Raw genomic sequence first — 24,307 nt, 5'->3', positions numbered from 1 at the left:
ACCAGCCACTATCCCCTCGGATGGATCAGTCGTCGACGCAGCGTCTGGACCAGCCGCGAAGGCCGAGGTTCAAGCACCGCGTGAGAGCGCGGGGCAAGCAGCCGCCAAAGCAGGCGCCACAGGAAACGCCGGAGCAGCAGACCTCGCCCGCCGAGGTTCCAGTGCCGGAGCCGCGTCCCGCGGACGCTCCAAAGGCCGACGCCGCACCGGCGGAAGAGCAAAAGACGGAAGGTCCAAAGGCCCCGGACGCCTCCAACCAGCTCAATGAGGAAAAGTCTCGTCATGCAAAGCAGGCACATCCCGAGCCGTCAGCCCCCGAACCTTCGTCCCGAACGCCGTCAACCAAAACGGAGAGCGAGCCGGAGCCGCCAGCCGAGGTGCCGATCCCGACACAAAGACCCGACACTACGGAACCAGAGGTTGGGCCTCCTGCCATGGCCCCGCAGCCGCCGCCAAAACCGGCGGATGCCGGCGATGAGAAAATGCTTCCCGACCCGCGCTCGGCCGACCGGCCTGGCGAAAAGATGCCCGCCGAGGAAGTCGCCTGCCGCGAACGGCTGAAGGCGCTCGGCGTCGAATTCGAGGAGCACAATGCGGAAAGCAATCCCGAAATCGGCTGCTCCATCCCCTACCCCCTGGTGCTGAAGAGCCTTGGCAAGTCGATCGCCATCGCCCCCGGCACCGAGCTCAACTGCCCGATGGCCGAAGCGGCGGCGCGCTTTGCCGCCGAAATCATCCAGCCGGCGGCGAAAGCCGAATTCGGCGCCGACCTCAAATCGATCGGCCAGGCATCGGCCTTCGTCTGCCGTCCGCGCCACGGCACCGGGAAACTGTCCGAGCACGCCTTCGGCAATGCGCTCGACATCGCCAGCTTCACCTTGTCCGACGGCCGGAAGGTCGAGGTCGGCCCAACGCCGCCCGAGAAGGATGCCAAATTCCTCAACGCGGTGCGCAAGGCCGCCTGCGGTCCATTCAAGACCGTGCTCGGACCGGGAGCAGACGCCGACCACGCGCTGCACTTCCACCTCGATCTCGAGCCGCGCAGGCATGGCGGCACGTTCTGCCAGTAGGCCCTCAACGATCGCCGCCGCATTTCCGCCGCAGGCGTGAATGCGGGCGCTGAGTTTTCCTTTACCCTTGATCGTTAAAATGCCGGATATCCGGCCATGATCCCGAAAAGTGGAACCCAGTTTTCGGAAAGGATCATGGCCAGGCAAAAGGTAGAACCTGATCGGGATCAGGTTCGGGGACAGGATTCCGCCAATGGCCGGCAAATTTCGCGCCGTGTTTTTCGCCACCGCGCGCCGATCGAAACCCGCGACGCTGCTGGCCGCCGGCCTTACCCTCGCCGCGGTTTCGGCCTGCAACACCGGCAGCGTGCTATCGCTGCAGCCGGCGGTCGATGTCGGCGCGCAAACCGCGGCCGTGCCGCAATATACCGGCATGCAGCGGCTTGTCCCCTCCAATCCCTACATGACGCAGGCCGCCTATCCACGCATGGATGAGCCGATGTCGCCGGTCGAGCAGATACCGGCCAGCGAAGTCGATTGCCGCCAGCAGCTGAAGCGCCTCGATGTCGCCTATACCGACCTGGCGCCGATCCATGAAGGCCAGTGCGGCATCGACTATCCCGTAAAGGTCACGGCCATCGGCAGTGTCGAGATGAAGCCCGCAGCGACGCTGACCTGCGACATGGCCGCCACCTTTGCCGCCTGGACGAAGAACGAACTCGTTCCCTCCGCCCGCTGGCGCTACTTCTCCGGCGTCAAGACCATCCACCAGGGCTCGAGCTATTCCTGCCGCAACATCGCCGGCGAAGGTGTTTTGTCCGAGCACGGCAAGGGCAATGCGCTCGACGTGATGAGCATCGAACTCAACAATGGCGACGACATCGACGTGCGCAAGCCCGGCCTGTTCGCCTTCCGCACGCGCGGCTTCCTCAACAATGTACGCGCCGATGGCTGCCAGTATTTCACCACCGTGCTGGGACCCGGCTACAATTACGACCACCGCAACCATTTCCATTTCGACATCAAGAACCGCAGGAACGGCTATCGCGCCTGCCGGTAACAGATGATCAGGCGGCTCATGCGCCAGCGGTGGAAGCGATGATTTGCCGTGCCACCAGATCCTGGACGCGCCAGAGGTTCCGGTCGTGGATACCGCTGTCCTCCAGCTTGCTGACGGTCCGGAAGAGATACTGCGCCGACGAACCCCAATGTCCGGCAGCCCGCGCCAGCGTATCGGCGACCTGCTCCGGCGGCAGGCGTCCTGCATAGGCCCTGCCATCCGGCGCGGCGACGAAGGCCAGGGCGCGTAGCGGACCGTCCCTCGTCTGAACCTTAATCCAGCGCGGCACATTGGTTGGCGGGTTGGCATCGATCTCACGGCGCATCAACTGGCCGAGTTGCCCGAAATGATCTTCCACGGGCAGTCGGTAAACAATGCCGTTGCAACTGCCACCGCGGTCGAGAGCCAGCATCAGGGCTGGCAATTCGCGGGTCCCACGCCAGCGGGTCAGTTTCAGACAGAATGAGCGGTGCCATCCTGGCGCCGTGGCTGGGCGCTGCTCGACAGGAACGAATTCAGGATTCCAGATCAGCGAGCCGTAGGCAAAGACCCACAGCGCCTCAGGCCGGTATTGCGACAGGAGTTGCTCGACAAGGCCGTCGAACTCCGCGTCGCTATGCTCGGCTGTCCCAGGCTCGGGGCCGGGATCCGGTTCGATGCGTTCGACCCTCGCGACAAGGTCGGCGGTCAACGCCATTGGTCCGCGGCCTGCCGGTTTCCCCTTCATTCTCGCCCCCGCGCAAAAACGATGGCCGACGATAGACCGGCTGACCATTGATTTCCAGGGACCGTCGGGCAACAGATACGGCACGAATCGAGCCTCTTTCATGAGCCAACGAAGCCTTCGGCGACGCGCGACAATCTGGCTGGCGTCCTTGCTAGGCGCCTGGGTCGTTCTCGCCTATGTCGCCGCGCCGGAATTCTGGACGTTCCGCGAGCGCGGCTTCCGCGACCAACGCTTCGAAATGGTGACGCACACGCCGCAAGGCATTCCAGGCGACCCGATCAATGTCGGCCTTGTCGGCACCGGGAGGGAGGTGGTCCACGCCTTCGCCATTGCCGGTTGGGATACAGCCGACGCGATCACTTTGAGAACGGCGATCGACATCGGCGAAAGTGTGTTGTTTTCCCGCCCCTATCCCGATGCGCCGATGAGCCGCCTGCTGTTCGAGGGCCGCGCCCAGGATCTCGCTTTCGAAAAGCCGGTCGGCGACAGCGCCGACCAGCGCCATCACGTGCGTTTCTGGCAGACCGATACGGTCGGCGACGACGGCCGTCCGCTCTGGCTGGGTGCCGCCAGCTTCGATCGCGGCGTCGGCCTCAGCCACGACACCGGTGCCATCACCCATCACATCGGTCCCGACATCGACGCCGAACGCGACTTCCTGATCGGCGACCTCAAGGCGGCCGGTCTGCTGGCATCGACCAGCGACATGGCGGGCATCGGCGCCACCAGGACTGGCCGCAATGGCGGCGGCGACCCCTATTTCACCGACGGCAAGGCAATCATCGGCGTGCTGAAGCAGCAGCAATGATCGGATGCCGAGGTCAGGTCGTGCTGATCACGATCTTGCCGAACGGCCCTTTTTCCAGATGCTGCAGGGCCTGCGGCACCTCGTCGAAGCCAAAGACCTTGTCGATGACCGGCTTGATGCCGAGCGCCTCGATCGCCTGGTTCATCCGCTCGAAGGACCGGCGATGGCCAATCGACAGACCCTGCACGACAATGCGGTTGCGCATGAAGGGCACGATCGGGAAATTGAGCTCCATCGCGCCTAGGAGACCAATGATCGACAGCCGGCCGCTGGCGGCCAGCGCGTTCAGCGATCGCCGCGCATTGTCGCCGCCGACCATTTCCAGAATATGGTTCACGCCCAACCCACAGGTCAGTTCACGCGCCGCCTCGTCCCATGCCGGCCGGGTGCGATAGTTGATCACCTGCCAGGCGCCGAGCTTTCTTGCACGCTCGAGTTTCTCGTCGCTGCTCGAGGTGACGATGGCGCGCAGGCCGAACGCCTTGGCGAACTGCAGCGCAAACAGCGACACGCCGCCAGTGCCCTGGATGAGGATGGTCTGGCCCGCCACCGGCCTTGTCGCCTCGGCCATCGCAAACCAGGCGGTCAAGGCGGCGATCGGCAGCGTCGCCGCCTCGATACCGCTGAGCGATGGCGGCGCCAGCACGGCGGCGTCTTCGCCGAAAATAACGTGGTCGGAAAGCACGCCCGGCAGCGAGAACCCCAGCGTATGCTTGTGCAGTACCGGCGGCGCGTCGCCATCCGGCCAGTCGGCGATGACCTGGCCAAGCACGCGCTGCCCGACCTGGAAGCGGCTGACCGCACTGCCGATGGCGACGATCTCGCCCACCGCATCCGATGTCGGCACGAAGGGAAAGGTAAGGTCGGGGATCAGCGTCCCGTCCACGATCAGCCTGTCCTTGTAGTTCAGCGACACGGCTTTCGTGCGCACCAGAAGCCCGTGCGGCCCGGGTTGCGGCATCTTGCCCATCACCTGGCTCAGCCTGGACAGGCCGAAACCGCTCATCTGCCAGGATCGGTTGATTTGGGTGCTCATCTTGCTCGCGCTCCGTGATTGATGGCCACGCGAGACATTTATGCTCTTCGGCTATGGAAAATAGAGCTCCAATGCGGCATATCTGACGATTGATTGAGGAGCAATATTCACCAATTGGAATCATCATGGAAACGACCGACCTGCAGGGCATCATCGCATTCGTCCAGGCCGTGGAGGCCGGCAGCTTCACCGGCGCCGGCGAGCGGCTGCATGTGACGAAGTCGGCGATCGGCAAGTCGGTCGCCCAGTTGGAGCAGCGCCTTGGCGTTCGGCTGCTCAACCGCACCACCCGCAGCCTCAGGCCGACCAGCGAAGGCGTGAGCTACTATGAGGCCTGCGTCAGGGCGCTGGCCGAGATCGAGGCGGCGCAGTCGCTGCTCGCCGCCCGCCGGCAGATCCCTTCCGGCCGGCTGCGTGTCGATGTTCCGCTCGCCTTTGGTCGGCGCTGCGTCGCGCCCGTCCTGTTCGAGATTTCCAGGAAATTCCCCGAACTCACGGTCGAGATCTCCTTCAACGACCGTCGCGTCGACCTGATCGAGGAAGGCATCGACCTCGCCATCCGCATGGGAGAACTGGACGACAGCCTGTCGCTGGCGGCCAGACGCATCTATGCCCAGCGCTCGGCCATCTGCGCCGCTCCCGCCTATTTCGACGAGCATGGCAGGCCGCGATCGGTCGAGGATCTCTCCCATCACAGCGTCATCGGCTACGGCCGCGACGGCGTCGTCCGCCCCCGGCTGATCAGACATGGCGACGGCCGCCAGACGACCTTCGCCCCCAAGGCGAGGCTTGTCCTCGGCCATGGCGAACCGATGCTCGACGCCGCCCTTGCCGGCTGCGGCATCGCTTTCCTGCCGACCTGGCTGGCGGCCGACAGCCTCAGGCAGGGCGACCTCGAAATGGTCCTGTCGGATTGTGCGGTGGAAAACGTCGTCGTGCACGCCGTCTGGCCAGTGACGCGCGCGCTCACGCCAAAGGTGCGGGTTGTCGTCGACGCCCTCGTCGAACATCTTTCGGCGCCGCCTTGGGACAAGGCCTGAAAGACACGCGTCATATTCCAAGATACCTCATGCATGTCGCCCAAAAGTGGCTCCGGTTTTGGGATAACGACATGCACCAACACAAAGACTGAAAGCGGCCGCGTGTCATCCATTTGCGCGTGACGCGCTTTCACTATTTTCGAGCGGCCCGCCGCAATGCTATTGAGCCCTCATGCTATACGTCGAAATCGCTATCGTGGTCGTCCTCATCTGCGTGAACGGCCTTCTGGCAATGTCCGAACTCGCCATCGTTTCATCGCGCCCGGCACGGCTCAAGGCGATGATCGACCGTGGCGTCAACGGCGCCGGCCGGGCGCTGGATCTTGGCTCCAATCCCGGCAAGTTCCTGTCCTCGGTGCAGATCGGCATCACTCTGGTCGGTGTGCTCTCCGGCGCCTTCTCCGGCGCTACGCTGGGCGACCGGCTGTCCGTGTTCCTGGCCTCGGCGGGCATGCGCGAAAGCGTCGCCGATCCGCTCGGCGTCGGCATCGTCGTTGCCATCATCACCTATTTCTCGCTGATCGTCGGCGAACTGGTGCCTAAGCAGATCGCGCTGCGCGACCCCGAGCGCGTTGCCGCCCGCGCGGCGCCGGCCATGACCATCCTCGCCACCATCTCGGCGCCGCTGGTGTTCCTGCTCGACATTTCCGGCCGCGCCATATTGTGGCTGCTCGGCCAGCGTGGCGAAAGCGAGGAGAAGGTCACCGACGAGGAGATCAAGATGCTGGTCGCCGAGGCCGAGCATCACGGCACCATCGAATCCGACGAGCGGCGCATGATCGCCGGCGTCATGCGGCTCGGCGACCGCGCCGTGCGCGCTGTGATGACGCCGCGCACCGAGGTCGACTGGATTAACCTGCAGTCCGACGACACGACGATCCGCAAGCTCCTCATGGAAACGCAGCATTCACGCCTGCCGGCGGGTGACGGCGGCGTCGATGTCATGGTTGGCGTCGTCCAGACCCGTGACGTGCTGGCGGCGATCCTTGCCGGCCGCACGCTCGACCCGCGCAAGCATGTGCGCGCCGCCCCCATCGTCTACGACCAGGCCGACGCGCTCGACGTGCTGCACAAGCTCAAGGAATCCGACGTGCCGATGGCGCTGGTGCATGACGAATACGGCCATTTCGAAGGCATCGTCACGCCGGCCGATATTCTCGAAGCCATCACCGGCGTGTTCCGGGCGGACCTCGATGCCGGCGACGAGGAAAACGCCGTCAAGCGCGAGGACGGCTCATGGCTGCTCGCCGGCTATATGCAGGCCGACGAGATGGCCGAGATTCTGGGCTTCGACCTGCCCGAAAACCGCGACTACGAAACCGTCGCCGGCTATGTGCTGTCGCACATGCACCATCTGCCGGCGACCGGCGAATGCGTCGACGCGCAAGGCTGGCGCTTCGAGGTGGTCGACCTCGACGGCCGCCGCATCGACAAGCTGATCGCCACCCGCCTGCCCGGTACCCACCGCGAGGCGGTGCGGTGATTGTCTGAATGTCGGCCCGGCGGATTGCGCGGCCGGCGACAGCTACCGCTCCGTGAACGCGCGAGCGAAGGAATCGAGCATCGGCCGTGCCAGATACTCGAAGAAAGTCCGGTCGCCCGTGTTGATGAACGCCTCGACCGGCGTTCCGGGATAAAGCTGCTCGGGCTTCACGCCGGGCGGCAGGTCGGCCGCAATCCTGAGTTTGACGCGGAAATAGGGCTCATGCGTAGCCTCGTCGACGAGTCGGTCCGCGGAAATCTGTGCCACGGTGGCTGAAACCTCGGGGGTGAGCCGCATGTTCAAGGCGGACAATCGCAGTTTCGCCGGTTGGCCGACACGGACCTGATCGACGTCCTTCGGCCGCAGCCTTGCATCGACAATCAGGCCCGGTGCGGTAGGCAGGATCTCCATGATCTTCTCACCGCGGGCAATCACACTGCCCTTGGCATTGTAGGTCGAGGACACCACGATGCCCGCGGCCGGTGCCTTGATCCTCGTCCGCCGCAGCACCGCCTCGGCCGCCCTGACCTGTTCCTCGATGTCGGCCAGGTTGGAGCGAACCTCGTCCAGCTTCGTCAGCGCCTCTTCCACGCGCTGCGTGGTCAGGCGCTCGATCTGCTCCTGGGCCTCGACGATCTGGGTGTTGACCGCCGCCAGATTGGCTTCCAGCGCCCCGGCCTGCCCGACGAGATCGGCCTCGCTGCGCAAAAGCTGCGAATATTCGGTGCGATTGGTGAGGCCCTTGTCCAGCAGGCTTGTCTTGATGCCGAGTTCCTTCTTCACGATTTCGGCTTGTTGCCGAACGGCCTCTTTCTGGGACTGCAATCCCACCACGGACTGCCGATGCATGGCCAGTCGTTGGGCCAGGATCGATTGTTCCGATCGGAACCGGGCGAGTCTGGCGTCGAATTCCTTTTGCTGTTCTCGAATGAGGGCTTCGAAATCGGCCTGGAGCGGTGCCGGCGCCGGTTTGGTGATTGGCGCGAGCCTGTCCAACCCGTCGCGTTCCGCCTCCAGCCGTGCCGCACCAGCCCTGAGCGCGATCGACTGTCTCGTCAGCCGGTTGAGCTCGGCCTGCGCGGCTGTCGGATCCAGCACGATCAGATCCTGGGCCTGTTGCACGCGATCGCCGTCATGGACCAGCAACGCCTCGATGATGCCGCCGTCGGGATGCTGGATCAGGATGTTTCCGCCGGTCGCCGAGATCGTGCCTTGCGTGATCACCGCTCCGGACAAGGGCGCGCTGACGGCCCAATAGCCGAAGCAACCCACCAACAGCGCCGTTGCCGCGTATCCGGCGAATGCGACGCGCCTTATGTTGGTACGCGGGTTGCCTTCCTCCCAGGCGAGGCTCTGCGCCGCCATCATCTACGACCCAAAACGGATGTTATGCGTGCGGATCGTCGTGGCGAATGATCCTGTCACCACCGTATTCGGCTGCGCGGGAAGGCCCTTGCCCGAATGCCGCAGCACCTCGCTGCTTGGGCCGAAGGCTTCGATCGCGCCGCCACGCAGAAGCATCACACGGTCGCAGGACGCGGCAATCGAAGGGCGATGCGTGATCACGACCATCGTGACGCCGGCCGCCTTCGCGGCGGCGAGTACCGCCTCGAGCGCCGCTTCGCCGGTGCCGTCGAGATGGGTGCTGGGCTCGTCCAGGACGAGAATTCTGGGATTGCCGTAGAAGGCGCGTGCCAGCCCGATCCTCTGGCGTTCGCCGCCCGACAGCGTCCTGTCCGAAGGACCTATCAATGTCTGGTAGCCGTCCCGCTGCGCCAGGACCAGTTCATGCACCTCGGCCCGCCTTGCTGCCTCGATGATCGCGACGTCATCTGCATCGGGGTCGAAGCGGGCGACGTTTTGCGCGATCGATCCTGGAAAGAGCTCGACCTCCTGCGCGAGGTAGCCGACATGCTTTCCGAGCTGGTTTTCGTCCCAGGTCCTGAGGTCGGCGCCGTCGATCCTGACCGCACCGCCGGTCGGCCGCGCAGCGCTCACAAGCAACCGCGCCAGCGTCGATTTGCCGGCGCCGCTCGGGCCGACGATGGCCAACGCTTCGCCGGCACCGATTTGAAAGTTCAGCCGCTTGAGGATGGGTTCGGTGCCGGGCTGCGCATTCGGCGCCATGAAGAAAACGTCCTGCACGGAAATCGCGCCTGCCGGATCGGGCAGGATGAGTTTGCGCGCTTCAGCCGGACGCGCCGCAAGCGCTGTCTCCAGCCGCTTCCACGCCCGCCGGGCGTCGGCGATCTGCCGCCAGGCGCCGATCAACTGGTCGAGCGGCTGCAGCGCGCGCGACGACACCAGCGAGGAAGCGAAGATCATGCCCGCCGTCATCTGTCCCTTGAGCACCAGCCATGCGCCGGCGCCCAGGATCGCCAGTTGCAGCATCATGCGCAGCGCCCGCGAGGCACCGCTGAAGACCGCATTGGCACTCGAGGAACGGTCATGCAGGGTGAGCGCTGCCGCCACGTGCCGTCCCCAGATCTGCGCGGCGTTCTCCACCATGCCCATGGCGCGCAGCGTTTCGGCATTGCGGGCAAAGGCCTGTTCCGCCTGGCTGGCCAAGGCCGAACGCTCCGCGGACAAGGCGTCGTTCCTGCCGATGGCAAGCTGGTTGGCCACGACCAGCAAAAGCAGAAGCGCCGCGCCGGCGACCGTCACCCAGAACAGCACCGGATGGATGAGATAGAGCAAGGCGAGGAAGACAGGGGCGAAAGGCAGGTCGAACAACACCGCCACGCCGCGCGACCTGATGAAGGCGCAGACCGAGGCGAGGTCGCGCAGCGGCGACAGGCCGCCCGCATGTTTCGCGCCAAGCGAAACAGCGAATGTGCCGGCGCCCAGTTTCTGGTCGACGGTCGCCGCAACGCGCTGCGTGTACACGGCGCGGATCGCGTCCAGAAGCCCGAGGAAAGCGAGCGTGAGAACCGCGATGGCCGAAAGATACACAAGCGTCTCGACGCTGGAGGACGGCAGCACGCGGTCATAGACCTGCAGCAGGTAGAGCGGAATCACCAACAGCAGGACGTTGATCAACAGCGAGAAGACGCCGACATCGGCGATGGCGCGCATGAAGACCGGACGCAGGCCAGACGGTCCAGTCATTTCCACATTCCCCGACGCTGCATGTTCCAGAGACCCTACGCGTGGCCCCCGAACTCGGAACCGCCGTGCAGCGTGCTGTTGCCGTGCGTTGCGACACTGTGCGTGCCGATGCTGCTGCTGGTGATGTTCAGGGCGTTTGCCGGCGCACTGTCCAGCGTATAGGCGCGGACGTAGTCGATCTTCATCTCGGCCGGCGTGGCCAGATGATCAGGAGGGGTGCCGGCCAAGCCGCCGACCGCGAGATCGACCAGCATGTACATGGGCTTGTTCATGTCGGACGGCGTCGCCGTTTCCGCGACCTGCACGCCGTCATAGGTCCAGACGAGCTTGTCCGGCGTCCAGAGCAGGCCATAGGTGTGGAAGCCGGCGGGGTTCGAGACACTCACTATCGACGTGACCTTGGTATGCGTCCCCGTTTCATTCGAGTGCGCCGTCATGATCAATGAGTTCGGGGCCTGGCCGATCGTCTCCACGACATCGAGTTCCGGCGGCCACGAACCGTCTTCCGGAAGCAGCCAGAAGGCCGGCCAGGCACCGGCATTCTCGGGCAGGTCGGCCCGTATTTCGAAATAGCCATAGGTCTGCGAGAAGGAATCGTGAGTGGTCAGTATGCCTGAGGTGTATTCGTAGTTGTTGATCAGCGGCTTGATGTCCGCCGGCGCCTGCGCCGCGGTGATTGTGAGCACGCCGTTGTTCACGCTGAACGGATGGACGGAGCTCGTCGGTGCGTAGTTGGCGTCGATATACCATTGCAGTTCGTTGTTGCTGCTCAACGTGCTGCCGTTCGGTGCTCCCCACCAGAAGTTGGAATCCCACGTGCCGCCCTGGCTATTGTGAAGGTTCAGCGTGTTGAAATCGTCGCTGAAGGAGAGCTGCATCCCGGATTTGTCGATCGGCAATTCGAACTGGCTGGGCTGCAGCTTGTCGATGGTCGTGTCCTTGAACTCGAGGATCTCGCCGGACCCGAGGTTCAGCAGCACGTTCGATCCCGCCTGGATCATGTTTGAATGGATGGCGTCGAACGACATGAACCCATAGCCATTAAGGCGGACCGTGTCGGTGGCGGCAAAATTCGCTATCAGGTCGCTGCCGTTGCCTTTCGAGACGATGAACGTGTCGTAACCGCCGCCGCCATCGATCAGCACATCGTTTCCCGCGCCGCCGTCCAGAGTCTGGTGCCCGGCCTTGGCGGTGATGATGTTGTCCAACCCATTTCCGAAAGCATAGTTGTTGGCGTTTGTGACGACGAGATTCTCGACGTTGTCGGGGAGCTTATAGCTCATCCATGTGCTGATCGTGTCGATGCCTGCCCCAGGGGCCTCCGCCACCTTGTTGCCCGCCGCATAGAGGTAATAGATGTCATCGCCCGTGCCTCCGTGCATGGTGACGTTGACACCGGATGCTCCGTAGAATGAGTCGTTTCCGGAGCTGCCGTACAAGTCCGGCCCGGACCCTGCCGCCGAGTACCAATGGCTGGAAGCGCCGCTGTAGGGAAGCGGAACGCCGAGGGCGTTGACGAAGAAGCTCATAGGACAAATCCTCCTCGTGATGCCTGGCCTGCTCGGATCGTTCGATTCCAGGCGGCCGCATCCGGACCAACGTTGCCATGCACGATACCGTTCCAGGAACTTGCCACATAGTTCACCATTACATCGACCATTGAGTGACGTTTTCCGGGACTGGAAGCACAACAACCCGACGAATGGTGTACAGGCAGTAATTCGCCCGACGAAATATTTAATAAAATTTTACAATAGGCACCGATCTACTTGCGCGCTTCCCTCAAACCGCGACTTCGATCGGCTCGGCAAGTCTGGGGTTGGAGCGCGCGGCGATCAGGCAGCTGGCCACGATGAGGCCGGCTCCCGCCAGCGTCGTCCAGGTCACCGCCTCGTCGAAGAAGAACCAGCCGAGCGCGATCGCCCAGATGAAGGCCGAATATTCGGTCGAGATCAGATATTGCGCTTCGGCCCGCGCATAGGCCCAGCTCATCAGGAACTGGCCGGCGAGCGACAGTGCCGTCACCCCGGCAAGCGGAAGCCAAAGATTGCTGGGCAAGGCGATAGCGAGCCAGGGCGCGGCAAGACCAAGCATGACCGCGACACAAAGGTTCTGGAACAGCATGATCTCGATTGGCTTGGCCAGCATCGCCTGTCGCCGCGCGAGGATCAGATTGTAGGCATAGAACACCGTCGAGACCAGCACCGCAGCGGTGCCGAGCAGCGCATCGCCGGCATAGGTCTTCTGCCCGAACTGGCCCGCCACTATGACTGCGACACCCGCAATACCGGCGAGCGAGGCCCAGATGGCCTTGCGCTGTATCCTTTCGCCCAAAAGCAGCGCGGCCAGCAGGAGCGCGAACAGCGGCGCCACGAAACTAAGCCCGACCGCCTCCGCCAGCGGCAGCCTTGCAAGCCCCCAGAAGAATGACAGCAGGACAATGCCGACAACCACCGCGCGCAGCGCATGCAGCCTCAGCACCGAGGCAACCGGAAGCGAGCGCGGCCCCGCCAGCCAGCCCGCCCCCGCGACCAATGTCGCCAGCATGCTGCGCCACAGCACCGTGTTGTAGACACCGACCGCGATGACCAGCACCTTCATCGCCGCATCCATGCCGGACAGAAGGAAGATACCGAATGCGCAGACGAGCACCGGGACCATAGGGGAAACGGCGCCGGCCAGGCTGGATGATTTCACGCGGGCTTTCTCGAGGATGACGGATGCAAGCTGACATATCAGGGCAAAAGGACAGGGCCAGATGGCAGCCTCGCCCATGTGGCGGTCCAACGCTGTCGGTCCGGGGGCAATCGCGATTCGAACTTTTTTTGCGGCACCTGTCGATTCCGCCACCCGTTGTTCGTCGTATCATCGAACCAACCCAACCAAGGAGAAGACCATGCGGTTCATGATGCTGATGATCCCCGGCGGCTACGCCGAGGCAGCGCCCGACGTCAGGCCCGACGCCAAGGGGGTGGAGGGAATGATGAAATACAATGAGGAGCTCAAGAAGGCCGGCGTGTTGCTGGCGCTCGACGGGCTGCATCCGCCGTCATCGGGCGCGCGGGTCAGCTTCAAGGGCGGCAAGCCCGTCGTCACCGACGGGCCGTTCGCGGAGGTCAAGGAAGTGCTGGGCGGCTATTGGGTCATCGACGTACGCTCGCGTGAAGAAGCCATCGAATGGGCCCGCCGCTGCCCCGCAGGGGAAAATGACGTGATCGAGGTTCGCCGCGTCTTTGAGATGAGCGATTTCCCCGAGGACGTGCAGAAGGTGGCGGAAGGTTTTGGCGAGCTGATGGGTTGACGGCCACAACTACCATCGAAGCGGTCTGGCGGATCGAGCAGCCGAAGCTCACCGCCAGGCTCGTCCGCTGTCTCAGGGATGTCGGGCTCGCCGAAGAGGTCGCCGGCGATGCCTTCCTGCTGGCGCTGGAGCGCTGGCCACGGGACGGCATCCCGCGCAACCCGGCCGCCTGGTTGACCGAGGTCGGCAGGAACCGGGCGCTCGACCGGCTGCGCCGCACCACCATGATCGACGGCAAGCACCGCGAACTCGCCATCGACCTCGCCGAGCTGGAGCGCGAGATGCCCGACATCGAGGCCGCGCTGGACGAGGATATCGACGATGACCTTTTGCGGCTGATCTTCACCGCTTGCCATCCCATCTTGCCGGTCGAGCAGCGCGCGGCCCTCGCCCTGCGCCTGCTGGGCGGGTTGTCGACGGCCGAGATCGCCCGTGCCTTCCTGGTGCCCGAAGCCACCGCCGCCCAGCGCATCGTGCGAGCCAAGCGGGCGCTTCGCGATGCCGCCATCGCGTTCGAGACCCCGCGCGGGCAAGAGCGGCGCGAACGCCTCGCCGCTGTGCTGGAGGTGGTCTATCTCATCTTCAACGAAGGCTATGTGGCGACCGCTGGATCGGACTGGCTGCGCGCCGATCTCTGTGGCGAGGCGCTGCGCCTTGGCCGTTCGCTGGCGGCGCTGATGCCTGATGAGCCCGAGGTGCAGGGGCTGGTGTCGCTGATGGAACTCAACGCCTCGCGCTTTCCTGCCCGCACCGGCAAAGCGGGTGAGCCGATCCTACTGCTCGACCAAGACCGCACGCGCTGGAACTGGTCGCTCATCCGGCGCGGCCTCGACGGCCTGAACCGGGCGATGACCCTGACATCGACACCGGGCCCCTATCAGTTGCAGGCGATGATCGCCGCCTGCCATAGCCGCGCGGCAACCGCCGCCGACACCGACTGGATCGCGATCGCCGCCTATTATCAGGCCCTTGCCTTGGCGGCCCCCTCGCCCATCGTCGAGATCAACCGGGCGGTGGCCGTCGGCATGGCGTTCGGACCGGCGCAGGGCCTCGCCATCGTCGAGGCCTTGAAGGACGAGCCGCGCCTGAAGGGCTCGCATCTCCTGCCCACGGTGCGCGGCGATCTTCTGGAGAAACTGGGACATCGGGCGGAAGCCCGCGCCGCGTTCCGCCAGGCCGCCGAATTGACCGGCAATGAGAGGGAGCGCGCGCTGCTGCTCGCCCGCGCGGGTTCACCCTCGGGCGGCCGCTCCTGACGTCTTCACGCCAGCGGCGCCTTGGTTCGGTCTCAGTTTCGATACCGCAGTACATCGACGACAACAGCCATCGCCGGAGACACCTGCCGCCTGCTTGGATAATAGAGAGGATAGCCAGGGAACGGCGGGCTCCAGTCGTCCAGCGCGAGTTCCAGCCGCCCCTCCAAGAGATGGTGGCTGACCAGATCTTCCGGCACGTAGGCGATGCCGTAGCCGCTCATCGCGGCGTCAATCATGACGATGGACGTGTTGAAGGTGAGTTGGCCTTCCACCCGGACACGCAGATCACGGCCCTCTTTTGCGAACTCCCAAGCATATAGCCCGCCAAACGTGGCCTGGCGCATATTGATGCAGTCATGCCCGACGAGATCCTGCGGCGCCTTCGGAGCCGGACGACGCCGAAAGTAGTCCGGCGACGCCACTGCCACCAGCCGCCAGTCCGGGCCGATGCGGACGGCGATCATGTCCCTGTCGATGCTTTCACCGAGCCGCACGCCGGCATCGAACCGCTCCTCCACGATGTTTCTCATGCCGTTGTCGCTGTGGAGTTCGACGCGCAGGTCTGGATAATCGAGCAGGACAGGTCGCAGCTTTGGCCAGACCGTCGTCTGCAGCGCATGATCCGACAGCGTGATGCGATGAGGCCGTTTCCCTTCTCCCGTCACTGTACGAGAAGGTTCCGGCAGGCGGATGAGAGGCAGCGTCGCATTTGAAGCAAATTGATCACCTCTGAAACGCGATCCATATGAAAAAGGGCGACGCAAGCGCCGCCCCATATCCCTTGGGAGGATAATTCGGCTGGCGGTCAGGCCGCCTTGATTTCCTCGTCGACCACGTCGGCATCGCGCGCCTTCTTCAGCGCCTTTGCCCACCAGGCGACGTCGTTGACCAGCGCGGTGGCCGCCTGGTTCAGATGTTCGAGGTCTTCGAGCTTCTTCTCGCCCTGGCGCACGGCGAGGAAGTCGCCCCAGGCGATATGAACGGCCGACTTGACCGGCGCCATCTGCAGTTCGACGGCATGGAGACGGAGCTGCTCGACTGCGCGGGCGCCGCCGACGCTGCCGTAGCCGAGGAAGCCGGCCGGCTTCTTGTTCCATTCGTTGGCGGCGTAGTCGATGGCGTTCTTGAGCACGGCCGTCGGGCCGTGATTGTATTCGGCGGCGGTGAAGATGAAGCCGTCAAATTCGGCGACCTTCTTCTGCCAGCGCTGCGCCACTTCGTTGGTCGACGGCACCCAGGCGGAAGAGGCGACTTCGTCGAAGAAAGGCAGCGGGAAGTCCCTGAGGTCGACGACCTCGACATCGATATCGGCATGCGACTTGGCGATCTTAGCGATCCATTGGGTGGGCACATCGGCGAAGCGCGCGGCGCGCGTCGAACCGACGATGATGGCGATTTTCGGCTTTGACATGGGGGGCTCTCCATTCCAGTAATAAGCTGGTATCATTTGGATACCGGCGCTATATGAGATACTGTCAACTCGATGCGCAAGGAGGCACCTTTTTGTTACTGAGGAACCCGCTTAACACCGAAGACTGCCGCGCCGTTTCGGAAATCCTGCAGCGCGTCGGCGACAAATGGACCGTGCTCGTGGTCGGCAAGCTCGGCCAAGGACCGTTGCGTTTCAACGAGTTGCGCACCGCTGTCGGCGGCATCTCGCAGAAGATGCTGACGACCACCTTGCGCGGACTGGAGCGCGACGGCTTCGTCACCCGCACCGTATTCCCGACCATACCGCCGCGCGTCGACTACGAGCTGACCGAACTCGGCCATGAATTGCTGATCCCGGTCAGCGCGCTTGGCGAATGGGCGCGCAGGAACACGCAGCGTGTGCGGGAGGCACGCGAAAAATTCGACGGCGTGCATGGCTGAAACCCTTGCGCGGCAACGGATCCGGAGCTTCGCATCAGGTGAAATTGCCTGGCAGCGGGGAAGTCGTGGTTCTCTAGACGCGGGCTCGCAACTTTGTCCTATGGCGCCGGTGGCAGACCGGCACACATGCTACTTTGACGACGACAATCGCGGACCATAGGCGGACCATTCAACTTCTCGGCGCCAGGCGATCGCCGGGCGCCGTGGTCAGGGCGCGCATGTCGCGGCAGGCTTGCGGTCACCCTTGTTGCCATGCGTGCAGGCGATGGGCCGAAGGTCGTTTTTGACTTCGGCGTAGGCCGTTACGCCGAGCAGGCAGACCAAGGCGACAAGCGCTGCCACGAGCCAGCTGTTCAGTATGTGTTGACGCATTGTCTCTCCCCCAACGCCGGCACAGTCGGGCGTCAAGGCAACCATTGGATGTCGGCAAACGCATCGCCCGCACGGGCGATGTTACAATTGCCCTGCGCTGGGAAAACGGAGCGCGAGAACGGGCTGGTCAACCCTCGGCCGGAACGGCCTTCGGCTTGCCCTCGCCGTCCAAAGCCACCATGACGAAATCGGCCTGGGTGACCTTTTCCATCAAATCGGAGAGATAGCGCTGCGCCCAGGCTTCGACCTTGAGCGTCATCGAGGTGCGGCCGACGCGTTCGACATGGGTGTAGATGCACAGCGTGTCGCCGATCTTCATCGGCTTGGCGAAGGACATCTCCTTGACCGCCGCCGTCACCACGCGGCCCCTAGCGCGCTCGGCGGCGCGGATGCCGCAGGCAAGGTCCATCTGCGCCATCACCCAGCCGCCAAATATGTCGCCGGCCGCATTGGCGTCCGAAGGCATGGCCAGCGTGCGCAACGTGAGGTCTCCGATCGGCCGTCCGTCCGCGTAATGCACCATGCGAGAAATCCCTCAAGGTCGATGGCTTGAGATCGACTGCCCTCGATCCCGTAGCGTCATGGCGCGGACGCGTCAACGCGCCCCGGGCAATGCTTCGCCTGGCTGCTAGAAGAAGCGCGCCAGGTTCGAACGGATGCGATCGAGAACCGTGTCCCCGGAAAGGTCGGGAACGAATGCCTTGCCCGTGATCGCCTCGTAGGCCTGGGCATAGATGCGCGAGGCCTGTTCGACGATCTCGTCGGGAATCCGGGGGATCGGGTCCTTGTAGGGATCGCAGCGCGCCGCCACCCAGGAGCGGATGAAATCCTTGTCGAAGCTGTCCGGCCGCGTGCCGCTTGTAAGCGCCTGTTCATAGCTCGCCGCGATCCAGTACCGGCTGCTGTCGGGTGTATGGATTTCGTCGGCCAGGATGATCGTGCCGTTCTTGTCGGTGCCGAATTCGTATTTGGTGTCGGCAAGGATCAGGCCGCGCTCGGCGGCCCGCGCCTGGCCGCGAGCGAACAGCTTCAAGGCGTAATCCGAGACGGTGTCCCATTGTGCCTGTGTGAGCAGGCCCTGTCCAAGGATCTCCGCCCTCGACAGCGGCTCGTCATGGCCGCCATCCGCCGCCTTGCTCGTCGGCGTAATCACAGGCTCGGCCAGCTTCTCATTGTCGCGCAGGCCGTCCGGCAGGCGCATCCCGTACATCTCCCGTTCGCCGCGACGGTAACGGGTCAGGATCGAGGTGCTGGTGGTGCCGGCGAGATAGCCGCGCACGACGATCTCGACCGGCAGGATGTCGAGCCTCGTGCCGACGACGACATTGGGGTCGGGATATTCGAGAACATGGTTCGGACAGATATCGGCGGTTTCCTCGAACCAGTAGCGCGCCGTCTGGGTGAGGATCTCGCCCTTGAACGGGATCGAGGTCAGGATGATGTCGAAGGCGCTGAGACGGTCGGTGGCGATGATGATGCGTCGTCCGTCCGCCAGATCGTAATTTTCGCGAACCTTACCCTTGTAGTGGCCCGGCAACTCGGGAATGAAGGCATCCGACAAGGTCCGCATATGATGTCCTGCCTTCCGCAGATTTGGCTGGTGCCCTCGCATAAGCTGTCGACCCCATGCTTATCAAGCGCGATTGTCGGTATTCCCCGCAACTCGACCTGACATCGCGGTCGCATTTTTCACAACGCATGCCGGAAGGCCCGGCGACGCGGCGAAGCCGTCGCGTCTAGGCTGCGGCCAGATTTCCGGAGCCGCCTGTTTCAATCATGCAGACTTTTGACTTCATCATCGTCGGCTCCGGCTCGGCCGGCTCGGTGCTCGCCGACAGACTGTCCGCCTCGGGGCGTTTTTCCGTGCTGGTGCTGGAGGCCGGCGGCACCGACCGGCGCTTCTACGTGCAGATGCCGCTCGGCTACGGCAAGACCTTCTTCGATCCCGCGGTCAACTGGAACTACAAGACCGAAGCCGATCCCGGTCTCGGCGGCAATGTCGACCACTGGCCGCGCGGCAAGCTGCTCGGCGGATCGAGCTCGATCAACGCCATGGTCTGGATCCGGGGCGCGCGCGAGGATTTCGACGACTGGCGCGCCGCCGGCAATCCCGGCTGGGGCTATGACGAACTGTTGCCGATCTTCAAGGCGCTCGAGGACAATGAGGCCGGCGCCGACAGATGGCGCGGCACCGGTGGTCCCCTGCACATCAGCGACACGGCCAACGCCGTCCACCCGCTGACAAAGCGCTATCTCGCCGCCGGCCAGCAGGCCGGCCTGCCGCTCAATCCCGATTTCAACGGTGCCGCCCAGGAAGGCGTCGGCACCTACCAGATCTCGACCAAGAACGGCCGCCGTATGTCCGCGGCGCGCGCCTTCCTCCACCCCGCGATGAAGCGCGGCAATGTCCGCGTCGAGACCAACGCTTTGGCCACGCGCATCCTGTTCGAAGGCAAGCGCGCAATCGGCATCGAATATCTGCAGAACGGTCAACCGAAGACGGCGCGCGCCGGCCGTGAAGTGATCCTGTCCGCCGGCTCGATCAACTCGCCGCAACTCATGCAACTCTCCGGCATCGGCCCTGCGGCTTTGCTAAATGGGCTGGGCATCCCGATCGTCCACGCCAACGAGAATGTCGGCGCCAATCTGCAGGACCATGTCGGCATCAACTACACGTTCAAGGGCAAGGTGCCGACGCTCAACCAGATCCTGCGTCCCTGGTGGGGCAAGCTGCTGGTCGGCATGCAGTACATACTGACGCGCTCGGGACCGCTGTCGCTGTCGATGAACCATGGCGGCGGTTTCTTCCGCACCGACCCGGCGTTCTCGCGCCCCAACATGCAGCTCTATTTCCAGGCCTTCTCGACCGTCATCCCGAAGAGCGGTGAGCGGCCGATCCTGACGCCGGATCCATGGCCGGGCTTCTCCATCGGCCTGTCCAATTGCCGCCCGTCGAGCCGGGGCGCGATCATGATCCGCTCCAGCAATCCGCTGGACTATCCAAAGATCACCGCCAATGCCTATTCGACCAATGCCGATGTCGAGGAGATGCTGGCGGCGGTGAAGTTCGTGCGCAAGATCGCCTCGATGCCGGCCATGGCCGAAATCATCCAGGAGGAAGTCCTGCCCGGCCCGTCGATCCAGTCGGACGCAGACCTGATCACCGATTTCAGGAAACGCTCCGGCACCGTCTATCACCCGGTCTCCACCTGCCGCATGGGTCCCGATTCCGCGCGCGCCGTCGTCGATCCGCGCCTCAAGGTGCACGGCCTCGAAGGCTTGCGCGTCATCGACGCCTCGATCTTTCCCGACAACATCACCGGCAACACCAATGCCGCCTCGGTCATGACCGGGTGGAAGGGCGCCGAACTGGTTCTGGAGGACCAAAAATGAAGATCACCGACGTCAAGACCTGGGTTGTCGGCAACCCGCCGCCCGGCATCGGCGGCAAGTATTTCATCTTCGTCAAGCTGACCACCGATGGCGGCGTGGTCGGTTATGGCGAAGCCTACAACGCCACCTTCTCCGCCCATGTCACGGCGAAAATGGTCGAGGACATGGCCGAGCGCTATCTCGTCGGCCGCGATCCGCACGACATCGAGAACTTCTTCCGCCGCGCCTATTCCTCCGGCTTCACCCAGCGCCCTGACGTCTCCGGCATGGGCTGTTTCTCGGCGCTCGAAATGGCCTGCTGGGACATTATCGGCAAGGAGGCGAACAAGCCGGTCTACAAATTGCTCGGAGGCCAGGTACATGAGACGCTGCGCTCCTACACCTACCTCTATCCGCACACCGGCAGCGTCCATTCCGAGGATGCGCCGGACGGCCGGAACGTCTACAACGACCCCGAAATGGCGGCGGCTTGCGCGCTCGAATATGTCGAGCAGGGTTTCAATGCCGTCAAGCTCGACCCGGCCGGCCCCTATACCGCCTTCGACGGCCATCAGCCGCGCCTCATCGACATCGACGTCTCCACCCGCATGATCAAGGCAATCCGCGAGGCGGTGGGCAACCGCGCCGACATCCTCTTCGGCACGCACGGCCAGTTCACCGCGTCAGGGGCGCTGCGCATGGCACGCGCCATCGAGCCCTACGATCCCTTGTGGTTCGAGGAGCCGGTGCCGCCTGACATGCCCGAAGTGATGGCGCAGGTCGCCCGGGGCACCTCGATCCCGATCGCCACCGGCGAGCGGCTGACGACCAAATTCGAATTCGCCCGCGTCATCGAAAACCGCGCCGCAACCATATTGCAGCCGGATCTCGGCCGCTCCGGCGGCATCCTCGAAACCAAGAAGATCGCGGCGATGGCCGAGGCTTATCACATCCAGGTCGCGCCGCACTGCTATTGCGGGCCGATCGTCGGCGCCGCCAACATCCAGCTGGCGGTGACGTTGCCCAACTTCCTCATCTTGGAATCGCTGAAGCAGTGGGACGGCTTCCACGCCACGCTGCTGAAGAAGAAGATCGAATGGCAGGACGGCAATGTCATCCCCTCGAAGGAACCGGGGCTGGGGGTCGAGCTCGACGAAGCGGTCTGCGATGCGCATCCCTACACCGGCAAGGATCTGCATCTGCAAATGATGCAGACCCCGTTGATGCCGTGAGCGAGAGTTACGCGTTCATCGGCCTCGGTCATCTCGGCGGCAACCTTGCCGCCAGCCTGATCCGCAACGGCTTTGCCGTCACCGTCTTCGACCGCGACCCGGCTGCCGGCGAGCGTCTGGTGGCGCTCGGCGCCACCACTGCCGACAGCCCTGCCGAGGCGGCGGCGCGGGCCGGCAATGCCATAACCTGCCTGCCCTCGCCGAAGGTCAGCGAAGCGGTGCTTGCCGGTCCCCGCGGCTTGCTCGAAGGCCTGGCCCCGGGCGGCACCTGGATCGAGATGTCGACCAATGGCCGCGACGAGATCGTGCGCCTCGCCGCCCTCGCCTCGGCCAAGGGCGTCGACACCTTGGAATGCCCGGTCACCGGCGGCGTGCATCTGGCGGCGGTCGGAAAAATCACCGCCCTGGTCGGCGGCGATGCCGCGCTTTACGAACGCCATCGCACGGCCATCGAAGCGATGTGCGCGCGTTCCTTCCTGATGGGGCCGATCGGCTCGGCCGCGGTGATCAAGGTGATCACCAACATGCTGTCCTTCATCCATCTCGTCGCCGCCGGCGAGGCGTTGATGCTGGCCAAGCGGGGTGGCCTCGACCTCGCCCAATCCTACCACGCCATCGTTGCCTCCTCCGGCAACAGCTTCGTCCACGAGACCGAAAGCCAGCTCGTCCTCAACGGCTCCTACGACATCGGCTTCACCATGGACCTGGCACTGAAGGACCTCGGCTTTGCGTTGGGCATGGGCAAGGATTTCGGCGTGCCGCTGGAGCTGGCATCCCGCGTCAACGCGATTTTCGAACAGGGCAAGGCGGCCTATGGCGGCAGCGCCTGGTCGACCCGGATCGTCAAATTGCTGGAGGATGCCGTCGGCACCGACCTGCGCGCGCCTGGTTTTCCAGCCAAACTGGGAATCTGACCGGAGACCGGAAAACCAAGCAATTTCATCTGCTTGAATCGATAGCCGGATTCAGTTTCGAAAAGACCTGAATCAATTTGGCAACGCCTTGATTCAATATCTGAGCGTCAGCGCGCCAGGCAGGATCTCGAAGGTCGCCGGTATGCGTCCGGGCGACTCACCGTCTATGTCGACCAGCGCGCCATTCTTTTCCACATCGTCGAGCGGTTCGACAACCACTTTCTTGCCGCGCAGGATGGTGATCGCCGGATGGTTGCGGTGCCGGCCGCCATAGAGCAGGCGGATGTCCCAGATCAGCTTCAGCTTGCCAGCCGCGCGCAGGATGACGATATCGAATTGCCCGTCGGTCAGCTCGGCGTCCGGCGCGATCATCATGCCGCCGCCGAAGAATTTGCCGTTGGCCACCGCCACCAGCGCCATGCGCGCCTCGACCGGCGCGCCGTCGTCGACGGTGATCCGCACACGCTGGAAGCGGTAGCGGATGAACTCGACCACGGTGCGCCACAGGAACAGCACCTTGGCCGACGTCTTGCCCTTGCGCTTGTCGGCATTGACGGCGCGGTCGGTGGCGCCTGACAGGCCGAGGCTGGCGATATTGATGAAATGGCGGCTGGCGAGCGCGCCATGGTCGTCGATGTAGCAGATGCGGCCGGCATCGATCTTGCGGCCCTCTGCCCCGGCGATCCGCTTCAAGGTCGCGTCCACCGCCTTCGGCAGGCCAAGCCCGCGCGCGAAATCGATGCCGGTGCCGCATGGCAGCAGGCCAAGCTCGGTCGTCTTGCCGCTCTCCTCGAATGCCTGCAGCAGCCCGTCGGCCACTTCGCTGGCGGTGCCGTCGCCACCGGCGGCGATAACCAGGTCGAAGCCGGTGGCGGCGAGGTCGATGGCCAACCGTTCGGCGTCGCCCTCGGCCTGCGTCTCGCGCAGCTCGAAATCGCCAAAGTGCTCTTTCAGCGAGGCGGAGACTTCAGGCCAATGCCGTTTCAGCCGGCCGCCACCGGCTATCGGATTGAGAACCACCCCGACTTTCAAGACGCACCCTCCCCGGCGCCGGACATCCATGCCCGATCGTTTGCCGGCATTGAAGCCCGCGCCCGCCGGCGGAGCAAGGGGCGCTGTCGATTGCGACGACGAAAAGAGGGGCAGGCTGTCTAAGGCAGTGGGCACCGAAGTTCCCGAGCTCTCGCCAAACGGTCCCCGATAATCCCGCTATCCACAGGCCCAGGGCCATTCCCCGGGACACTTACCCGGCGTATGTTGAACCCATCTCAGGCGGCTACCGATCGCCAAGCCGAAAGGCGGAAGTGAAAGGCGGATTTCCTGAGGCCCGTACGGCCCGAAGCGAGAGCAGGCTTGCCTGTTTCGAGGGACGGTAGCCGAGACCTACGGGGCCGCGGAAAGCGTGCCAACGCCGACGGCGGACCGATGCTGCCATGAAGGACGGCAAGAACCTTCGATGGCACGCAGGGCAAAGCCCGCAAGGGCCAAGACCAGCGTGGTCTGGAACGGACACTGCCTTGGGGTGGTGGCTGGCAGGACCGTCAAAATCAAGGCCGGCATGGCGCGACGACTTTACGGAAGTTGCTGCCGCGACCGTGTCCTGATCTGACAGGGAGGCGCTGGGAGAAATCCCAGCGCCGACTGTCGTTTTTCCATCCCGCACAATTTTTACGGTGTTTCCGCTTGGGGCTGCAACCGGCGGCAAAATCAGCTAAC

Annotated in this window: 23 protein-coding genes; 11 read left to right on the top strand and 12 right to left on the bottom strand. The window is 64.2% G+C overall.

The genetic code is table 11. The features are described 5' to 3' along the window. Positions 1 to 20: 20 nt before the first annotated feature. Both CK226_RS20075 and CK226_RS20070 read left to right on the top strand, forming a co-directional pair. The gene (locus CK226_RS20075; RefSeq protein ID WP_179296469.1) at positions 21 to 1,070 is read left to right on the top strand and encodes an extensin family protein; all 1,050 of its coding nucleotides are present in this window, start codon (positions 21 to 23) and stop codon (positions 1,068 to 1,070) included. 193 nt (positions 1,071 to 1,263) lie between these two features. Further along, on the top strand, positions 1,264 to 2,070 hold the full coding sequence (locus tag CK226_RS20070) for an extensin family protein (protein WP_095789104.1): 807 nt from the start codon (positions 1,264 to 1,266) through the stop codon (positions 2,068 to 2,070). Positions 2,071 to 2,086: 16 nt separating this feature from the next. Here CK226_RS20070 and CK226_RS20065 read toward each other — a convergent pair whose 3' ends face one another. Further along, a complete protein-coding gene (locus CK226_RS20065; RefSeq protein ID WP_095792837.1) occupies positions 2,087 to 2,797 on the bottom strand; it encodes a gamma-glutamylcyclotransferase in 711 nt (236 codons plus the stop codon). A 100-nt stretch (positions 2,798 to 2,897) separates the two neighbouring features. Here CK226_RS20065 and CK226_RS20060 point away from each other — a divergent pair, with 100 nt between their 5' ends. Next, positions 2,898 to 3,605 (top strand): LssY C-terminal domain-containing protein, encoded by a 708-nt coding sequence (locus tag CK226_RS20060; protein ID WP_095789102.1) that lies wholly within the window; start codon positions 2,898 to 2,900, stop codon positions 3,603 to 3,605. A 13-nt stretch (positions 3,606 to 3,618) separates the two neighbouring features. Here CK226_RS20060 and CK226_RS20055 read toward each other — a convergent pair whose 3' ends face one another. Next, the gene (locus CK226_RS20055; RefSeq protein ID WP_095792836.1) at positions 3,619 to 4,641 is read right to left on the bottom strand and encodes an NAD(P)-dependent alcohol dehydrogenase; all 1,023 of its coding nucleotides are present in this window, start codon (positions 4,639 to 4,641) and stop codon (positions 3,619 to 3,621) included. A gap of 125 nt (positions 4,642 to 4,766) precedes the next feature. On the opposite strand from CK226_RS20055, the gene CK226_RS20050 reads away from it, so the two are divergent. Together CK226_RS20050 and CK226_RS20045 are read left to right on the top strand one after the other, a co-directional pair. Then, a complete protein-coding gene (locus CK226_RS20050) occupies positions 4,767 to 5,681 on the top strand; it encodes a LysR family transcriptional regulator (protein WP_095792835.1) in 915 nt (304 codons plus the stop codon). A 172-nt stretch (positions 5,682 to 5,853) separates the two neighbouring features. Continuing rightward, the gene (locus tag CK226_RS20045; RefSeq protein ID WP_095792834.1) at positions 5,854 to 7,164 is read left to right on the top strand and encodes a hemolysin family protein; all 1,311 of its coding nucleotides are present in this window, start codon (positions 5,854 to 5,856) and stop codon (positions 7,162 to 7,164) included. A 42-nt stretch (positions 7,165 to 7,206) separates the two neighbouring features. Here CK226_RS20045 and CK226_RS20040 read toward each other — a convergent pair whose 3' ends face one another. The 4 genes from CK226_RS20040 to CK226_RS20025 all read right to left on the bottom strand — a co-directional run bounded on the left by CK226_RS20040 (position 7,207) and on the right by CK226_RS20025 (position 12,933). After that, on the bottom strand, positions 7,207 to 8,529 hold the full coding sequence (locus CK226_RS20040) for an HlyD family type I secretion periplasmic adaptor subunit (RefSeq protein ID WP_095792982.1): 1,323 nt from the start codon (positions 8,527 to 8,529) through the stop codon (positions 7,207 to 7,209). A gap of 3 nt (positions 8,530 to 8,532) precedes the next feature. Further along, positions 8,533 to 10,272, bottom strand: coding sequence for a type I secretion system permease/ATPase (locus tag CK226_RS20035; RefSeq protein ID WP_095792833.1), 1,740 nt, complete (start codon positions 10,270 to 10,272; stop codon positions 8,533 to 8,535). Positions 10,273 to 10,307: 35 nt separating this feature from the next. Then, positions 10,308 to 11,801 (bottom strand): family 16 glycosylhydrolase, encoded by a 1,494-nt coding sequence (locus CK226_RS20030; protein WP_095792832.1) that lies wholly within the window; start codon positions 11,799 to 11,801, stop codon positions 10,308 to 10,310. A 253-nt stretch (positions 11,802 to 12,054) separates the two neighbouring features. Then, the gene (locus CK226_RS20025) at positions 12,055 to 12,933 is read right to left on the bottom strand and encodes a DMT family transporter (protein ID WP_095792981.1); all 879 of its coding nucleotides are present in this window, start codon (positions 12,931 to 12,933) and stop codon (positions 12,055 to 12,057) included. A gap of 235 nt (positions 12,934 to 13,168) precedes the next feature. Here CK226_RS20025 and CK226_RS20020 point away from each other — a divergent pair, with 235 nt between their 5' ends. Together CK226_RS20020 and CK226_RS20015 are read left to right on the top strand one after the other, a co-directional pair. After that, complete coding sequence (locus tag CK226_RS20020) at positions 13,169 to 13,573, top strand: YciI family protein (RefSeq protein WP_095789097.1); 405 nt, start codon at positions 13,169 to 13,171, stop codon at positions 13,571 to 13,573. After that, positions 13,570 to 14,829, top strand: a complete 1,260-nt coding sequence (locus CK226_RS20015) for an RNA polymerase sigma factor (protein WP_095792831.1) — start codon at positions 13,570 to 13,572, stop codon at positions 14,827 to 14,829. The genes CK226_RS20020 and CK226_RS20015 overlap by 4 nt, the downstream gene beginning before the upstream one ends. 32 nt (positions 14,830 to 14,861) lie before the next feature. Here CK226_RS20015 and CK226_RS20010 read toward each other — a convergent pair whose 3' ends face one another. Then, on the bottom strand, positions 14,862 to 15,605 hold the full coding sequence (locus CK226_RS20010; protein ID WP_095792830.1) for a LysR substrate-binding domain-containing protein: 744 nt from the start codon (positions 15,603 to 15,605) through the stop codon (positions 14,862 to 14,864). 29 nt (positions 15,606 to 15,634) lie between these two features. Further along, the gene (locus tag CK226_RS20005) at positions 15,635 to 16,240 is read right to left on the bottom strand and encodes an NADPH-dependent FMN reductase (RefSeq protein ID WP_095773578.1); all 606 of its coding nucleotides are present in this window, start codon (positions 16,238 to 16,240) and stop codon (positions 15,635 to 15,637) included. A gap of 92 nt (positions 16,241 to 16,332) precedes the next feature. On the opposite strand from CK226_RS20005, the gene CK226_RS20000 reads away from it, so the two are divergent. Next, the gene (locus tag CK226_RS20000) at positions 16,333 to 16,701 is read left to right on the top strand and encodes a helix-turn-helix domain-containing protein (protein ID WP_179295992.1); all 369 of its coding nucleotides are present in this window, start codon (positions 16,333 to 16,335) and stop codon (positions 16,699 to 16,701) included. A 207-nt stretch (positions 16,702 to 16,908) separates the two neighbouring features. Here CK226_RS20000 and CK226_RS34960 read toward each other — a convergent pair whose 3' ends face one another. From CK226_RS34960 to CK226_RS19985, 3 genes are all read right to left on the bottom strand, one after another. Next, entirely contained in the window at positions 16,909 to 17,073 is a 165-nt protein-coding gene (locus tag CK226_RS34960; RefSeq protein ID WP_095792829.1) for a hypothetical protein, read from the bottom strand. 127 nt (positions 17,074 to 17,200) lie between these two features. Continuing rightward, positions 17,201 to 17,596, bottom strand: a complete 396-nt coding sequence (locus tag CK226_RS19990) for an acyl-CoA thioesterase (RefSeq protein WP_095792828.1) — start codon at positions 17,594 to 17,596, stop codon at positions 17,201 to 17,203. A gap of 105 nt (positions 17,597 to 17,701) precedes the next feature. Further along, complete coding sequence (locus CK226_RS19985; RefSeq protein ID WP_095792827.1) at positions 17,702 to 18,643, bottom strand: phosphoribosylaminoimidazolesuccinocarboxamide synthase; 942 nt, start codon at positions 18,641 to 18,643, stop codon at positions 17,702 to 17,704. A gap of 206 nt (positions 18,644 to 18,849) precedes the next feature. Between CK226_RS19985 and CK226_RS19980 the strand changes: the two genes are divergently transcribed. From CK226_RS19980 to CK226_RS19970, 3 genes are read left to right on the top strand one after another with little or no spacing between them, the layout of a single operon-like run. Continuing rightward, positions 18,850 to 20,466 carry a GMC family oxidoreductase N-terminal domain-containing protein gene (locus CK226_RS19980; protein WP_095792826.1) on the top strand — a complete coding sequence of 539 codons (1,617 nt, stop codon included), beginning with the start codon at positions 18,850 to 18,852 and terminating at the stop codon, positions 20,464 to 20,466. Beyond that, positions 20,463 to 21,677, top strand: coding sequence for a mandelate racemase/muconate lactonizing enzyme family protein (locus CK226_RS19975; protein WP_095773573.1), 1,215 nt, complete (start codon positions 20,463 to 20,465; stop codon positions 21,675 to 21,677). The genes CK226_RS19980 and CK226_RS19975 overlap by 4 nt, the downstream gene beginning before the upstream one ends. After that, positions 21,674 to 22,591 (top strand): NAD(P)-dependent oxidoreductase, encoded by a 918-nt coding sequence (locus CK226_RS19970; RefSeq protein ID WP_095792825.1) that lies wholly within the window; start codon positions 21,674 to 21,676, stop codon positions 22,589 to 22,591. The genes CK226_RS19975 and CK226_RS19970 overlap by 4 nt, the downstream gene beginning before the upstream one ends. Positions 22,592 to 22,684: 93 nt before the next feature. Here the strand turns inward: CK226_RS19970 and CK226_RS19965 are convergent, their stop codons facing one another. Then, a complete protein-coding gene (locus CK226_RS19965; RefSeq protein ID WP_095792824.1) occupies positions 22,685 to 23,623 on the bottom strand; it encodes a diacylglycerol kinase family protein in 939 nt (312 codons plus the stop codon). Positions 23,624 to 24,307 lie beyond the last annotated feature (684 nt).

The organism is Mesorhizobium sp. WSM4311 (genome assembly GCF_002295115.1).
In the GTDB taxonomy this organism is placed as follows: Bacteria; Pseudomonadota; Alphaproteobacteria; order Rhizobiales; family Rhizobiaceae; genus Mesorhizobium.
The sequence above is the reverse complement of the archived record's forward strand: the minus strand, read 5'-3'. Positions and strand labels throughout refer to the sequence as shown.